A 15852-nucleotide genomic window follows, 5' to 3' on the forward strand; every position below is an offset into this window, starting at 1 on the left:
CATCATTACTCCCGGAACGTCCCTTACCAAGCGGCATTCTCGTTCCCTTCGCCAATCCCGATCGAACCATCCCTGATCGATACTCGGCAACCGCCACCTCGGAGAAACCGACCTGGCGTTTGCTAAGTTGACGTCATTCAACCGCACAGCGGTTTTTCAGGAAATACGCAAAAATCCCTATTGGCGCACGATCCGCTCCGAACTTGGTCTAGTGACACATCTCCGTCCATACGTAGACTTGCGAATGTTCCTATCGGAAACAAGACGCTTAAATGGCCGTCACTCGAGTGTGGCAGCACCCCCGAATCGCTCTACGGCAAGTCGGTGGCTTAACCGGATTCGAGTCCGAACCAATAATCGTTCGGTAGGACCCAGGACGTAGCGAATGGACTAGGAAAGCGCAGGAACAGGGATGTTTCAGGATAACTGGACCAGACATTTATTTTATTAATCATTAAGGCTTTGGTTAAAGCCCAGCCAGAAGTTCGTCAGGAGGAGGAGTTCGGCTGGTCCAGTTATCCAACCTTGTACGTTTGGCCGCGATCACGATGACGTCTCCGCAGAGCCGAGCGCCCCTGTATACCCCAGTCCGTCGCGTCCGTTCAGCCAAGCTGTCTTCACCGCGCGAACGGACCACCGCCGACCGGACGGCTTGCCTCATAGTGATAGCACTTTCATCCCTTTCGACGATTCCCAGGGTGCGACCGATCGCCATGTCCACGCCTTGATGTGAATACGAGGGTCTACCGAGTGGGCGTTAAGCGATTGCTGAGGAGCGGATATTCGGTTGCGATCGGGGCAACGGTCTGCGCTGCCGTGGTCACATTGGTATTGAAGCTAGTGCTCAGCTCACCGCCCTTGTCCCTGTTCCTGGTCGCCGTGATGCTCGCGGCATGGTACGGCGGAATCAGGGCGGGGCTCACGGCCACTGCCTTGAGCGGAGCGACAAGCTTCGCGCTCTTGGCTTTCCCTAGCGCCCCGATCAATTTCCCAAACCCCGCCATTTCCATTGAACTGATATTCCTTTCCGCGGTAGGCGCGCTGCTGAGCTTTGGCATTTCACACCAGCGCAAAGCCGAGCAACGGGCATTCAAAGCGATCCTGGAGCGGCAGCCTTTCGAAACCTCGCTGCTCGAACACGACCAGATTCTCGGCTGGTCTCAGCAGACCGTCCAAGTCGCCAGTTTCGAAGCCAATTTGAATGAACACGGCTGCTACCGCGTATCGCGGCAGTGGTATCAGATTTTCGGCATCGCGCCGGAAGACTTCAAACCCTCCTTCAAATCCTGGCTGAAATTGGCACACCCGGATGATCGAAAAATTTTGAAATCGGGAATTGCATCAGCGTTCGAGCGGCGGGCGTCCGACTTCAGCGCCGAATTCCGAATCACCCGTCGGAATGACGGCGCCGTCCGATGGATCGAACTGCGAGCTGCGATTCGGTACGACCAGGAAGGCCGCCCGGTTCATATTGCGGGCAGCAACATCGACATCACCGAGCGCAAACGGACCGAACACACCGTGGCGGCAAGCAAGCGACGGTTCAAATTGTTGGCCGAAGCCTCCGCACGCCTGTTGGCGACCGACGAACCTCAGAAAGTCATTGAAGACCTTTGCCACGCTGTGATGGCGCAACTCGGCTGCGACTGCTTCTTCAACTTCTTGCTCGATGACAGCGAAGAACGATTTCGCCTGAATGCCAGTGCTGGCCTATTGCCCGACGAGATCCGCGATATCCAGCAGCTCGGTTGCTGCGCGACCGACCGCTGCCCTATCATCGTTCACGGCGAACCCTTTCTGTATGGCGGCGCGCCGTGCACGAGCCGCGTCAGATCCTTTGGGATTCAAACTCACGCCTGCCATCCCCTGCTAGTACAAGGACGCGTCATCGGATCCCTCTCATTCGGCGCCAGGACCCGTCCTTCTTTCACTGTCGAGGAATTCGATCTGATGAAATCGGTCACCAACCAGGTGGCGATAGCCATGCAGCGAGTTCTCGACCAACGGTCACTGCAGGAGAGTGAAGCACGCTTCCGTTCCATTGTGCAAGCCGTTCCTAGCCTGATCTTGGAGAGCGACGCAGAAGGCAACAACGCTTTCGCGAGCGAGCAATGGTGCGCCTACACGGGACTCTCCCCCGAGGAGAGCGCTGGGCAGGGATGGCTGTCGGCGTTGCACCCTGATGATCTCGCGAAGGTGAAGGCGCGCTGGAACAATGCGGCCCAGGCGGGATCGCCGTTCGAAAGCCAGTATCGCCTGAGGTCGCGCGATGGCTCGTATCGTTGGTTCATCGCCCGCGCACAGCCGGATCGAAATGCCGATGGAAAAATCCTCCGCTGGACCGGTTCACTCACCGACATCCACGATCTCGTGCGGACCGAGGATGCTCTGCGCGCCAGTGAAGCTCAGGCGCTCGCGGCCAACAGCCAGATGCAGGCGATCATGCAGACGGCGCGCGTGGCGATCTGCGTCGCTCGTGACCCCGAGTGCCGACTGGTTATCGGCAACGCCCAAGCATACCAACTGCTCGGCGTGCCCGAAGGGAGCAACTTGTCCGTCACATCGGTCCCGAACGGCGTCGCTCCTTTCCGCTTCTTTAAAAACGGACAGGAAGTTCCCTATCAGGAGTTGCCTATGCGTCGCGTGTTGAAGTCCGGCGAAATCATCGAGGATATGGAGCTCGAAATTATCCGCGCCGACGGTACACGCCGGTACGTTCTCTGCACCGCTGCGCCGCTCCATGACACAATGGGACGTGTACGGGGCGCCACGGCGACTTTCCTGGACATCACTGAACGCAAGCAAATCGAGCTCGAGCACCAGAAATTCGTATCCCTTGCCGATCAGAGTTCCGAGTTCATCGGCATGTGTGACCCGGACTTCCACACGTTCTACGTCAACGATGCCGGCCTGCGCCTGGTTGGGCTGGAGAACCTGCAAGAGGCGCGGCGGACGTCAGTGAAAGAGTTCCTCTTTCCCGAAGACCAAAAATTCGTTTATGAAGAACTCTTCCCGCGCGTACTGCGTGAAGGCCGCGCTAAAGTGGAAATACGGTTCCGTCATTTCAAGACAGGCGCAACACTCTGGATGCTTTCCAATGTTTTTGTCATCCGGGATGCGAACGGCGAACCGGCGGGGTTTGCAACAGTTAGCCACGATATCACCGAACGCAAACAGGCCCAGCAAGCCGTGGCGGCGGCGAACGATCGCCTGGCGGCCGACCTTGAGGCGATGACGAAACTGCGGGCCATCGGCGCGCTATTCATACGCGAGGACGGGCTGCCCTCGGTGCTGGAGCAAATCGTGGAAACGGCGATAGCGATAACGGGCGCCGACCGCGGCCAGATTCATTTGGTCGACACCGTGTCCGGGTCGCTTCGAACCGCTGCCCAGCGAGGTTTCGGGCCGGATTTCCTCGAATTCTGGCAAAGCGCCCGCTCTGGTCCCAGCCCCTGGGACGCCGCTGCGGAAGAAGGAAAACGAGTGATCGTGGAAGACGTCACCCAAAGCTTACTATTCCAGGACCAGCTAAAGCTTCGCGCGATACTCTCCGCGGGCGTACGTGCGGTCCACTGCACGCCTCTGCTCTGCCGAGGCGGCCGACCGCTGGGCGTCCTTTCGACCTATTACGAAACCCCGCACTGGCCGGATGAACGCGCATTTCGCCTGCTCGACCTGTTGGCACGCCAGACCGCGGATATCATCGAACGCGCACGAACCGAGGCGAGGCTCAAAGAGGCCGATCTTCGCAAGAACGAATTCATCGCCATGCTGGGCCACGAGCTGAGGAATCCTCTAGCCCCCATCCGCAATGCGGCGCATCTGATCCGTAAGCTCGCTCCGCCGAATCCGAGAATGCAGTGGGCGCAGGACGTGATCAACCGACAGGTCGATCACCTGGCCCGGCTGGTGGACGATCTTTTGGACGTCTCTAGGATCGTTCAGGGCAAATTGAAACTCCAGAAAACGCTCGTCAACCTCACCGCGCTGCTTCAGCAAACGGCGGAGGCTGCAAAACCGCAAATCGATGCGCGCGGACATTTTTTGACTGTGAACTTGCCGAGCCATCCGCTGTACTGCCAAGCCGATCCGGTGCGCTTGACGCAGATGATCGCCAACTTGCTGGACAATGCCAACAAATATACCCCTCGAGGTGGCGCGATCCGGCTCGACGCAGACTACACGGGAAACGAAGTGATGATTTCGGTGCGCGATAACGGTGAAGGCATTCCGAGAGCGTTGCTGCCGCACCTTTTCGACGTATTTACTCAATCGGAAAGGACCCTGGACCGCGCCCAAGGCGGACTTGGTCTCGGACTGACCATTGTGCGGAAAATCGCCGAACTGCACGGCGGCTGCGTGGAAGTCAAGAGCGATGGACCCGGCAAAGGCGCCGAATTCATCGTGCGCCTGCCGCTCGATGACGGCAAATCAGAAATCGAAGCGAGCGCGCGAACCGTTTGAGCGTAGAGCGGCACAAAACGCCTCGAACCCTTATGCCATTCGGGCATTCGAGTGTTCATCGTAGGTCGTAGGATGGTTAGAGCAAAGCAAAACCCACCGATGTTGGGCCTGCCCTCGGCTCCATACGAAGCAGGACTTTCGAACGGTTTCTCAAGCCTAGTGGGATAGGCTCCTAACTCACCTACACAAATTGAAATCTAGTTGAACGCAGTTCGGGGCTCAGGGCGTTAGAGACATCAAGGGAAATGCCTGGTCGAATCGCGCGGGCATAGCGTAGGTGGCTCCCCCCGGGCCGCACTCGAACCTAGGACTCGATAACTAAAATCACGTTATTGGTCACGACCCAGCTGTAAAAAGCGACAGCCGAAGTCAAGGTCGCCTTGATCCAGCGGCTTTTCATCTTATGCCTGTCCATGAACAAAAACGCGATGAATGCTAGACCCGCCGCCTTAATCGCGAAAATTGAATACCCGAGTCCGACCAGCCCGGCACAGAAGTTTAGAACGGGGTTCACTTCTTCCAGGCCGGAAGAGCTCAACCCCAAATAGGTCACAATTCCATCCGCGACTTGCAAAAGTCCGAAAAGAATAATCAGTAAAGCATACATTCAACGGCTCCAAAGTTTTGACACGGGATGCTGGTCCTCGGCATCAGCGCGCATTAAAGAACGTCCGGCGGCGCGAGATCGTCGTTACCGGAGGTGGAAAATAAAAGGCGTTATAACCTTCGACCGTTTCTATCTAGGATAATGCAATCGCAGTCCGCAGGCGGAACGAGTTCATGGCGAGAAAACGCATCGTGCGTCGCGAGTCTCCCTTCCGTCGACGCCACCCCGCATTTCTCCTGCTTTGCCGTCGCATGATCGCGACAGCGCTTTCGCTAAGACGGGATGATCGAAATACGGGTTTCAAATTAAAGCATAGCAGATGCATGAAACGCTAATAGAAATTATCCAAAGCCCAAAACAGTTATCGCAGCCATTCTCGAAAAATTTCTGCTTATCATCATCAGGAAACGCCTGTAACAGCTACGCGGAATGATTTTGAGTGGCAACATGAATAAATTGGCTCTCGCTGGAAAACCCATGCCGCGACCAACGGATTTCCGGAGACGTTTAATTGAAGTCTTCCCGCTTGCACAACGGTTTCGCGACATTTTGATCCCAGAATCGGCCGTTAACCGCTTCGATGTACCAGACGATAAATCCGGAATGTCCTGCCCTCAATCAATCTCACCTTATGGGTGAAGCCGCTACGTATCCGATTTCACGGCGGGCGAGTCCTCCCGAAGCGTTGCGCCTGCTTGCGAACGATAACCCCATGCGGCACCGCGCTCTTTCGATAAGCTTTGGAGCACTCTGTCGAAGAACTTAATCAGAGTCTCCTCAAAGCCTCGACCACAAAACAAGAAGTGAGAACAATCCTCCGCAAGCTCATCTTGGCCTTTCTTGCTCTGACCATCATTCCGGTGGCCTTGCTACGCTGGATTCCACCGCCGACCAGCGCGTTCATGCTGCGCGCGCAGTTTCTGGCACTTACCAGCGGGAAACCCGGATTTCAGCTGCGTTATCGGTGGGTTCCCTGGCAAGACATATCGCCTTACGCGAAAATCGCCGTGATTGCCGCCGAAGACCAGTTGTTCGACCGGCATTACGGTTTCGACCTGAACGCCATCATCCAGGCTTGGAAGCATAACCAGCAGGGGAACCGCATTCGGGGCGCTAGCACGATTTCCCAACAAGTTGCCAAGAACCTGTTTCTTTATCCGGGACGGAGCTACTTCCGCAAAGCCCTGGAGGCTTATTTCACGGCACTCATCGAACTGATGTGGACGAAACGGAGGATATTGGAGGTTTACCTCAATGTCGCTCAGTTCGGCGAGGGAATTTACGGCGTCTCGGCCGCGAGCGAAGCCTTCTTCGCCAAACCGGCGTCCAAACTCAACCCGAACGAAGCCGCCCTACTCGCGGCCGTTCTGCCCAATCCCGTGCGCTTACGCGCCGACAAGCCTTCGGCTTATGTGATGCACCGCCGGTTGTGGATACTGAAACAGATGAAACAGCTCGGAGGATCGAATTATTTGCGGAACGTCGACAGCCAGATTCAGGCAAAAGCGGATTAAAGTAACCCGCCTCTGCCAAGCGTATAAGAAGAGAAAAGGATCAGATCCCCAGGTTGCCTAGAGCAACCATCAAATCGTTGAGAATGCCGGTGATACGCGGGTGCTCGACTTCGAACTGCGAAATCGCCTCTTTCATGTCGTCCAACAAATGCAGCCGATGCTCGTCTTCCGATGCCTCGAGCTGCCGCTCAAGATCGCTCAGAATCGTCTCGAGCCGTGCCCGAGTTTCGGCATCGGCCGTGCTCAATTGCTCGATTTCTCTGCGCAAATTGAAAAGCGCTTCGCTAACTTCTTTTTCAGTCATGGGATCATTTCCTCAAACCCGTCGTTTCGGCAAATCGTAACATAGGCTATCGTCCGCTCAAGCCATCGCCGCCCTGAAGAACTCCGGCTCTACGAAAGCGGCCTTGTGGATCTCAGCGTTGTAGTAGCTCGTCGCGAACGGCTTGTTCCGGGCGTCCGCCTCGCGGAAATAAGTCAAGTCGGACTTGCCCGCCAAAGTTCCGCTCCACCAACCGGACGGATAAATAAACTGCGGGAAAAACAGCGTTCGGGTTTGCGAAAATCCTGCCTGACGCATCGCCTTGTGCATGGCCTTGATCAGCGGCATATCGAACAGCGGCGATTCGCTCTGCTGAATCAGAATCCCATCCTTGCGCAGGCAGCGGAAACACTCACGATAGAACGGCTCGTTGAATAAGCCCTCGGCCGGGCCGACCGGATCGGTGCTGTCCACGATGATGACATCGACGCTGTCCGCCGCCGCGTCCTTCACCCATTGAATGCCATCGATAAAGCGCAGTTCGGCACGCGGGTCGCTGTTCGATTCGCACAACTCCGGAAAGTACTGCTCGGCGAGCCGGGTCACGCGCTCGTCGATCTCAATCTGGACCGCCCGCTTGACCTCCGGGTGTTTGAGAACCTCCCTAAGGCTCCCACAGTCGCCGCCGCCGATGATCCAGACAGTTTCTGGATTCGGATGGCTGTATAGAGCAGGGTGGGTCATCATCTCGTGATATAAGAAATTATCCCGGTCTGAGACCATGGTACAGCCGTCGATCACCATGAGCGTGCCCAGCCATTCGGTCTCGTAGATCTCGATGCGCTGAAACAGCGTCTGTTCCTCGTGCAGCTTTTCGATCAGCTTCAAAGACAGCGCACTCCCGTGTTGCGCATCGATCTCGGTAAACCATTTTTCATCGTTCAGCATGGTGTTCCTCACAATGGAAAAATTGAGGGATTTTCCACATAATTCAGTCTTTTTGAAAGAGTATGCCCACCGAAATGAGTTGGAGTCTAGAACAGGCGGTCGATACCTACGCTATCGAGCATTGGGGAGAAGGCTACTTCGGCATCAACGACGAAGGCCATGTGGTCGTCTGGCCCACCAAGGACCCGGCGCAAGGCTCGGTGGATCTCTTCGAAATCGCCCACGCGGTGCGCCAGGAGGGCTTGTCGCTGCCGGTTCTGGTACGCTTCACCGATATCCTCCGCGACCGCGTGAACCTGCTGCACAAGGCCTTTGAAAAGGCTCGCCATGAGCACGATTATGGCGGCAGCTATACGCCGGTATACCCGATCAAGGTCAACCAACAGCGTAGCGTGATCGAAGGCATTTTGAAGAACGGCCACGCGTCGGTCGGCCTGGAAGCCGGCAGCAAATCGGAACTTCTGGCCATTATGGCCTTATCCGATGCCGGCACGGTCATCTGCAACGGCTATAAAGATCGATCCTACATCCGCCTGGCCCTGATCGGCCTCAGCCTTGGGCTGAACGTCTTCATCGTCATTGAAAAGTTGTCCGAGCTGGAACTGGTGCTTTCCGAGTCGCGTGATCTGGGAATCGAACCGCAATTGGGCGTCCGTATCCGACTGTCCAGCATCGGCGCCGGCAAATGGCAGAACAGCGGCGGCGAAAAATCGAAATTCGGCCTGCACGCGAACGAACTGCTCAGGCTCGTTTCCAAGCTGCGCGAAGCCGGCGGGCTCGAATGGCTCAAGTTGATGCATTTCCACATGGGCTCGCAGGTCGCGAACATCAACGACATCAAGACCGCGCTGCGGGAAGCCTGCCGCTATTACGTCGAGTTGAGGGCACTCGGCGCTCATCTCGCTTGGGCCGACGTGGGCGGTGGACTTGGCGTCGATTACGAGGGCACCCATTCGGTCAGCGACTGTTCCATCAACTACAGCATCGACGAATACGCCCACAGCATCGTGCGCGCCTTCTCCGAAGCGTGCGCCGAGTACGGCTTGCCGCACCCGAACCTGATCACCGAATCCGGACGCGCCATGAGCGCGCATCATGCAGTGCTGATCACCAATGTCATCGATGTCGAATCGGTGGCCGAAGATGCCAGTCCGCCAGCCGAAATTACAGCCAAACCCTTGCAGGACCTGGCCGACCTACTCCGCATATTACCCCGAGAATCGCCGCTGGGCGTGTATCACGACGCGCAGTTCGATCTCGCCGAAGCCCGTGCGATGTATGTACAGGGCAAACTGAGTCTGACTGAACTCGCCGAGGCGGAACGGCTTAACGCGGCCATTTGCCATGCCGTGCACCGACGCCTCGACATTCGGCTTCGCGCCCATCGCGAGCTGATCGACGAACTTAACGAACGGCTCGCCGACAAGGTGTTCTGCAATTTTTCGCTGTTCCAGTCCATGCCCGACGCCTGGGCGATCGCACAGGTGTTTCCGGTCATGCCCTTGCAGCGTTTAAACGAAGAGCCCACGCGCCGCGCGGTCATCCAAGACCTGACTTGCGATTCCGACGGGCGGATCAATACCTACATCGACCGGCAGAGCCTAGAAGCAACCTTGCCGCTGCATACCCGCGAGCCGGGCGAGCCGTATCTAATCGGCATTTTTCTGGTTGGCGCCTATCAGGAAATCTTGGGCGACATGCACAATCTGTTCGGCGACACGCATTCGGTCAACGTCGAACTCGACGGCGCTGGCGGCTACCGTTTCATTCAGCCCATGCGCGGCGACGGCACCCATGACCTCTTGCGCTACGTACACATCGATCCGGAAGATCTGGAGCGCACCTATCGCAAGAAGCTGGTCGAGGCTCGTGTCGCCCCCGAAAAGCGCAAGCGCTTCGAGAGCGAATTGATTGCCGGCTTGAGAAATTACACCTACCTCGAGGAGTAAACGGCATTGAACACCGAAACCAAGAAGGACATTCGAGCGGGTTTTATCGGTCTCGGCGCCATGGGAACTCACATGGCGCGGAATGTGGCCAGAGGGCATTTCCTGTCGTCCGTCTGGAACCGCACCGAGGCCAGCGCAATAACGCTTTCTCAAGAATTGGGCGTGCAGTGCGCCGCTTCGCCCGCGCTTCTCGCCGCCCATGTCGACGTGATTTTGATCTGCGTCTCGGCCGATGCCGACGTTCTGGAAGTGATCCATGCACTTCTGCCGGGACTGCGCCCTCAATCGATCGTGGTCGACATGTCCACGGTAAGCAGCGATACCGCGCGTGAAGCCGCGAGGCTGGTTGAAAACAAGGGGGCTGACTTCCTCGATGCGCCCGTAACCGGAGGTGTCGAGGGTGCGAAAAACGGGACGCTAGCGATCATGGTAGGCGGCAAGCTCACGACCTTGGAAAAAGCCTTGCCGATACTGGAAACTATGGGCAGCCGAATCGTTCACATGGGCGAGGTCGGTGCTGGCCAGGCAGCTAAGGCGGTGAATCAAATCATGGCAGCCGGCATCAACGAGGCCGTCACCGAAGCCCTGGCATTCGGAGAAACACTGGGCCTGGACATGCGCAAGGTCATCGACGTCGTCTCCAGCGGAGCAGCAGGCAATTGGTTTCTGGAAAAACGCGGACCGACCATGACCCAAGGCATCTTCAAACCGGGCTTCAAGCTCGCACTACACCAGAAGGATCTGAAAATCTGCAAGGGCATGGCGGATAAGCTGGGAATCAAACTCCCAGTTACCGAAATGGCCATGAACGATTACGCCAAGCTTATCGCCGAAGGACATGGCGACGAGGATATCTCGGCACTGTACCGCCTCAAGCGACCGTCGCCGTGAGTTTCGCGCGAACGGTCTGGATCAGAATCCATCTTTGCCTCGCCCTGAGCGTCGGCTTTCTATTCGTCCTGATCGGTCTCAGCGGGAGCCTAAGCGTCTACCGTGAGGAACTCGACGAACTGCTCAATCCCGCTCTGACAGTCGACGACCCAAAAGGCGAATATCTGCCCCTGGACCGCATCATGGCAGCGGTGCAAGAGGCGCATCCGCACCGAACCAGAGCCTGGGTACTAGAGATGCCAACATCTCCCCGCGGCATGATTACCGCCTGGTACGAAAAACCTTTCGAAACCGCGGGCGAGCTTTACGCACCGCTCATGGTGTCGGTCAACCCGTACACGGCCGAAGTGGTCGCCAGCCGATTCTGGGGCCGAACGGCCGCGACCTGGATCTGTGATCTCCATACTCAGCTGCATCTTGGATTGTTCGGCTGGAACAGCGTTGGCATCCTGGGATTGTTGCTGATCGTCTCGACGATAACCGGTCTTTATCTGTGGTGGCCGGGATTCAGCCGGCTTCGGCAAAGTCTCGCGATCAGGCACAATGCCGGTCTGGCGCGCTTTGCTTTCGACCTGCACCGGATGCTCGGTCTCTTCAGCGCCGGCATCCTGCTATTGTTGGCGTTCACCGGATTCCATCTGGCTTACCCGAAACTGCTGGAAACGATACTCGGTGCTTCGGACATGGGACACGGCGACGGCGGTCCAGAAATCCTCAGTACAGGCGCGCCCAACGGCCGCCCCGTCAGTCTATCGGAAGCGGTCCTGCTCGCCCGAGGACCGTTCCCGAGCGCAGAGCTGAGACGCATCACCACGCCGGATGGAGAGAACGGTACTTATCGCATCAACTTGCGCCGCCCTGGAGAACCGAGTATCAGACACCCGTCGACCCTGGTCTGGGTCGACCGCTGGAGCGGACAGATTCGCGAAATACGCAATCCCAATCAATTCACCGACGGTCAAGCTTTTATCACTTGGATATGGCCTTCGCACACCGGCGAAGCTTTCGGCCCAATAGGTCGTTTCGCCTGGTTCTGTGTTGGCCTGATGCCAGCCGTACTTTACGTGACTGGCCTATTGCATTGGCTGCATCGACGCGGTTCGATCCAAGATCGGGAAATAAATCTCGCCCCGCTTCGCCCAAAGCTCAAACGTACATGGAACACTCTCTTGTATAACTCGCTAAACCTCATCCGTTTCACCCGCCGTTTCGCAAGCTGGGCTATCGAGTGGATGTTCCGTATCGTTCGCTGGGGTAAGCAGCGTTATCTCGATTGAGCTTCGACAGGGATTCCTTGACATGTCTTTTTGACGGATTACCGCGGCAACGCAACGAACGGTGGATCGCTTAGAGCCTATCTCAATAGGCCGTTCACCTTGAGCTTGTCGTTAGAGTGAGAGCTATATAAGCACAGGGGCGATCCGAGTCTCCCCTGCGCTTACGTTGGCTTTACAGATGTTCTATCTGGCCTTACCGTCGAGGGCAATCAGCTTGAGCCCATCCTTGTCCATAGCCCAGGACACGTAAACGCGGTCGCCGTTGGCGTGCAGGAAGGGATTGTCGACCGCGCTGTCAGTTTCGGCCAGAACGCGCGGCTCGCTCCAACTCGTTCCGCCGTCGGTCGAGCGCATGGTCTTGAGTTGATTGTTCTTGCCGTCGAATTCCAGCCAGACCAAATCCACCTGCTTCCCAATGCTCAGGACATGAGGGTGGGCCGGCATAGCCTCCGGGTTCCCGAACCGGATCGGTTGACTGAAGTGAGCGCCGATATCATCGGAGTAGGCGTAAAAGAGGCCCGTTGCGTCCGGCGCAGCGCTATACCAAGTCAAGTGATAACGCCCGTCCTTGGCGACCGACAGACCCGGCCCGTGGTGTGGACAGCCTTCGATGTGCCAGTTTTCGTGCGTCACCCGAAGCGGGCGGCCGGGCTTGTCCCAATCAGCAAACTTGAGCAGCGCATGGTCGCGGATGTTCTCGGGATAAACATTACGCCAAACAACGAGCGGCAAACCATCGATGTCGATGGCGGTCTGCAGTCGACAGCACTGGCAGGTGAAATCCGCCGCCTTGGCGTTTGGCTTGAAGCTCTTGCCGCCGTCGTCCGACCACGTGTAATAGAGAGAAGAACCGTTGTAAGGCTGATCCTTGGCCTTTGCAGCTTGGGCATCCCGCGCATCCAGCCAGGCGATAAAAATTTTGCCGTCGCGGCTCACTGCCAGGCTGTCAAATGAATGGCCGATAATATCCAGGTTGTCATTGATCGTAACCGGCTCTGAGAAAGTTTTTCCGCCATCCACCGAGCGAGCGAAGCGGATATAACTGCTGAAACGCTTTTCCAGGCCCTGCGTCCATGTGAGATAAATCTCGCCTTTCGGGCCGATCGCGATCTTGGGTCTGCTCTCGCCGTGGGCAAGTACATTTTCCGGTTCGCGATTCACAGCCACCGGCTTGCTCAGGGTTTTGCCGCCATCCTTTGAGGACTGAACGTAAATTCGCCCCTGCTGCACCCATGAAAGCCATAACCGACCATCCGCATCGAAGACCGCGCTGGGCGTCCGTGCGCATTTCGGAGTGGGCGCGGTCGCCGAATCCTTGCAATAAGCGGGTTGCGAAGAGGATGTGGCGCTCTCCTGCCCGGCCCAGACGAATTGGCTGGCCAGTGCCAGAGCGGGCAAGCCGATTAATCTGCAAAAAACATTCATCACCTTTCACCTTTTTTCGGGTTTACACAACCTCAAACGGAAGATAACCGAGAATTCCCTATCGAGCCAGGTGCGGGGTTCTCCGAGACTCATACGACCGACGACGCGAACGCCGAAATCCATCCCCGCCGACTGCCAGGCGATCAGTAATCGATCGAGATCCCTCCGAAGATCGTGCGATCGAAACCCGGATTGAGGATAGCGGTCCCGCTCCGGGTTGCCCTATCAGCCACGTTGGTGCTGGCGACCCATTTTTCGTCCGTGAGGTTACGCCCTTCGACAAACACGTGGTAGCCAAGTTTATTGAACGTGCTCTTATAGCCGGCGCGGGCGCCGAACAAGGTATAAGCGGGCGCCTTGAGGGTGTTGGCGTAGTCCACGTAATAATTGCTGGTCATGCGGATGTTCGGACCGATGTAGAATCCGGACGGGTGCTCGTAAATCGCTTCTGCACCCCCGAAATGGTGCGGTACGCCCGGAATGTAGTTGTCGCCGTAGGCGGGATCGTTGTCGTATATGAAACGCTGATAGGTATAGGTCAACCGCACGCGCAGCAAGTCATCCCCCATCAAATCCAAAGGAATCAGAGCACCTGTGCCGACTTCGACGCCCGTGTGGGTGGTCTTGTCGGCATTATTGGTACTGGTTTGGGTTTGGCCGGGCAGCAGCGTGGAGAGAATCTCGTTGTTGACCCAGGAGTGGTAGACCGCGAGATCCCAGTTGAAGACGCCGGCCTCCCCGCGGGTTCCCACTTCGATGGTCGTCGCCTCTTGCGCGTCCAGAGCAGATTCGTTGCTTGTCTGATTCAATCGCGGATCCCGGAACGCCAATTGACTATTGATCGGCGGCTCGTAGCTGCGGCTGAAATTAGCATAGAACTGCTGTTTTTCAGTCGGCTGCCAAAGCAGGCCGACCTTTGGACTGAACGCGGTATACCAACGGGACGCATCAGTCTCGAAGGCATTGCTGATATTTGACGTGGGCACGACGTAGTCATTCAGGCTACGCCGCTTAGCATGAATGAACTGTCCGCCCACCACAAGGTCCAGGGTAGAAGTCAGCGCAAATCGGTCCTCCGCGAAAATTTCGATATTGAAAGCCTCGCTTTTCGAGTTATTCAGCCTGGTGCCGATCTCGGCGCCCGGCAAGGTATTGTCCACCGTGCCGTAGGACTTGCTCCAGCCGAAGAAACCACCTACCACGAAGTTATTGCGCGAACCGAACAGCGTTCCGTCGTGAGTGAAACGCCAACTGAGGCCGGCGTCCTGCTGTCGATTGCGGTTGAACGAGCCCGCCAGATTGCCGTAGTCGATCATAAGACCGCCGCATGCGGGATCATTGATCGTCACGATGCCTTCCGAGTCCGGCGTCCCCCGGCACGGTGGTCTCGTCGAATTGAATGGCGGCAAGGGATGCCACAGCCGGCGATTTTCATACCATGCCCCCACCGTCAGCACATCGTCGGGCGTCAATCTGATCGTATGCCGAATGTCGCCGCGCAAAGTTTCGAGATTGCGCTGAACGTCTAGAGTCTTGAAATTATTGAAGAACGATCCGGGCGACAAACCATTCTGAGCTTGATAAGGATCGTCGTAATACTGATCGAAAGAAAGCGACCCCGGCAGCTGCAACTGGTTCTTGCTGGCGTACAGATGTACGCGGGTCTCCTGATCCTCGTTCCACCGGTAACCGAAATTGGCGTAGCCCCTGGAAATATCCTCTTCGCTATGGTCCCGGTAACTATTGTTATAAGTGCCGGTATACGAAATGAAATAATCGAGATCCTCGTTCAGCACGCCGCCGACCATCAGCTGTGGACGGTAGTAATCATGCGACCCGGTGATAAAGGTCATGTGAACACCTGGCGTATTGCGGCCGTTGCGCGACACGAAATTCACCGCTCCGCCCAAGAAAGCCGAGCCGTATTGCAAAGCATTGGCCCCTCGATACACCTCGGTATAAAGCGCATTCATCGGCTCCAAAAGTTCAGGGTTGGTAAAACCATCCGTTCCGGTTAGCGGCAGACCGTCACGCAGGTAACGCATGCCCGCCTGCCCGAAGGTCTGTGATACGCCTTGGCCACGCACCAGGATGCGGGTTTCGGAATTACCGTAGCGGCTTTGCGAGAAAATCCCCGGCGAATAACTCAGAACATCGGCTACGCCCCCCGGCGTCGGCCGGCTGCGATACTCGTCGGAATGAATGAAGGTCGTTGCACCAGGGACCTGGGAGAGCTTGTACCTCGCCGTTTCCGCGCTGGGCGTCGTCAGAGATTCGTCGACTTCCTCGGGTGCCGTCACTTCGATCGTCTCCAAACGGTGTTCTTCGACATGATCGGCGGCGACGAACCCGGACAGCAAAACGTTTAAACCAAGAACTGTCGCACCGGAACGAAATGGCGACATGAATAGATCCTCCAGCGTTTTCGTTGCGTTTTTATATCGAGACAAGAATTTTTCTTTAGGAATATTCGTGCCATACCGCTTTCCGAAAAAACAAAGGCATTTCGTGGAAC

At 56.8% G+C, this 15852-nt stretch carries 10 protein-coding genes; 5 read left to right on the plus strand and 5 right to left on the minus strand.

Annotation, left to right across the window (positions count from 1 at the left end; translation table 11 throughout):
• Nucleotides 1-750 precede the first annotated feature (750 nt).
• Nucleotides 751-4464: a PAS domain S-box protein gene (locus tag QEN43_RS08495; RefSeq protein ID WP_162144353.1), complete on the plus strand. Its 3714-nt coding sequence runs from the start codon at nt 751-753 to the stop codon at nt 4462-4464.
• 304 nt (nt 4465-4768) lie between these two features.
• Here QEN43_RS08495 and QEN43_RS08500 read toward each other — a convergent pair whose 3' ends face one another.
• Entirely contained in the window at nt 4769-5071 is a 303-nt protein-coding gene (locus tag QEN43_RS08500) for a DUF5658 family protein (RefSeq protein WP_026611842.1), read from the minus strand.
• Nucleotides 5072-5874: 803 nt separating this feature from the next.
• On the opposite strand from QEN43_RS08500, the gene mtgA reads away from it, so the two are divergent.
• A complete protein-coding gene (gene mtgA, locus QEN43_RS08505; protein ID WP_026611841.1) occupies nt 5875-6585 on the plus strand; it encodes a monofunctional biosynthetic peptidoglycan transglycosylase in 711 nt (236 codons plus the stop codon).
• Between the two features lie 40 nt (nt 6586-6625).
• On the opposite strand, the gene QEN43_RS08510 is transcribed toward mtgA, so the two are convergent.
• Both QEN43_RS08510 and speE read right to left on the minus strand, forming a co-directional pair.
• Nucleotides 6626-6889 (minus strand): DUF4404 family protein, encoded by a 264-nt coding sequence (locus tag QEN43_RS08510; protein ID WP_026611840.1) that lies wholly within the window; start codon nt 6887-6889, stop codon nt 6626-6628.
• Between the two features lie 57 nt (nt 6890-6946).
• Nucleotides 6947-7795, minus strand: a complete 849-nt coding sequence (gene speE / locus QEN43_RS08515; RefSeq protein ID WP_317963951.1) for a polyamine aminopropyltransferase — start codon at nt 7793-7795, stop codon at nt 6947-6949.
• Between the two features lie 74 nt (nt 7796-7869).
• Between speE and speA the strand changes: the two genes are divergently transcribed.
• From speA to QEN43_RS08530, 3 genes are read left to right on the plus strand one after another with little or no spacing between them, the layout of a single operon-like run.
• Nucleotides 7870-9744, plus strand: a complete 1875-nt coding sequence (speA, locus tag QEN43_RS08520; protein ID WP_026611838.1) for a biosynthetic arginine decarboxylase — start codon at nt 7870-7872, stop codon at nt 9742-9744.
• Between the two features lie 30 nt (nt 9745-9774).
• Nucleotides 9775-10635 (plus strand): NAD(P)-dependent oxidoreductase, encoded by an 861-nt coding sequence (locus tag QEN43_RS08525; RefSeq protein WP_026611837.1) that lies wholly within the window; start codon nt 9775-9777, stop codon nt 10633-10635.
• A complete protein-coding gene (locus QEN43_RS08530) occupies nt 10632-11912 on the plus strand; it encodes a PepSY-associated TM helix domain-containing protein (RefSeq protein WP_051332016.1) in 1281 nt (426 codons plus the stop codon). The genes QEN43_RS08525 and QEN43_RS08530 overlap by 4 nt, the downstream gene beginning before the upstream one ends.
• Nucleotides 11913-12095: 183 nt before the next feature.
• Here the strand turns inward: QEN43_RS08530 and QEN43_RS08535 are convergent, their stop codons facing one another.
• On the minus strand, nt 12096-13337 hold the full coding sequence (locus QEN43_RS08535; RefSeq protein ID WP_051332015.1) for a sialidase family protein: 1242 nt from the start codon (nt 13335-13337) through the stop codon (nt 12096-12098).
• A 143-nt stretch (nt 13338-13480) separates the two neighbouring features.
• Entirely contained in the window at nt 13481-15742 is a 2262-nt protein-coding gene (locus QEN43_RS08540; RefSeq protein ID WP_026611835.1) for a TonB-dependent receptor family protein, read from the minus strand.
• Nucleotides 15743-15852: the final 110 nt, after the last annotated feature.

Source organism: Methylocaldum szegediense, assembly GCF_949769195.1.
Classification (GTDB): Bacteria; Pseudomonadota; Gammaproteobacteria; order Methylococcales; family Methylococcaceae; genus Methylocaldum; species Methylocaldum szegediense.

Coding starts and splice junctions, on each gene's coding strand:
- QEN43_RS08500 (WP_026611842.1), bottom strand. CDS start 5,071: ATGTATGCTTTACTGATTATTCTTTTCGGACTTTTGCAAGTCGCGGAT.
- QEN43_RS08510 (WP_026611840.1), bottom strand. CDS start 6,889: ATGACTGAAAAAGAAGTTAGCGAAGCGCTTTTCAATTTGCGCAGAGAA.
- speE (WP_317963951.1), bottom strand. CDS start 7,795: ATGCTGAACGATGAAAAATGGTTTACCGAGATCGATGCGCAACACGGG.
- speA (WP_026611838.1), top strand. CDS start 7,870: ATGAGTTGGAGTCTAGAACAGGCGGTCGATACCTACGCTATCGAGCAT.
- QEN43_RS08535 (WP_051332015.1), bottom strand. CDS start 13,337: ATGAATGTTTTTTGCAGATTAATCGGCTTGCCCGCTCTGGCACTGGCC.
- QEN43_RS08540 (WP_026611835.1), bottom strand. CDS start 15,742: ATGTCGCCATTTCGTTCCGGTGCGACAGTTCTTGGTTTAAACGTTTTG.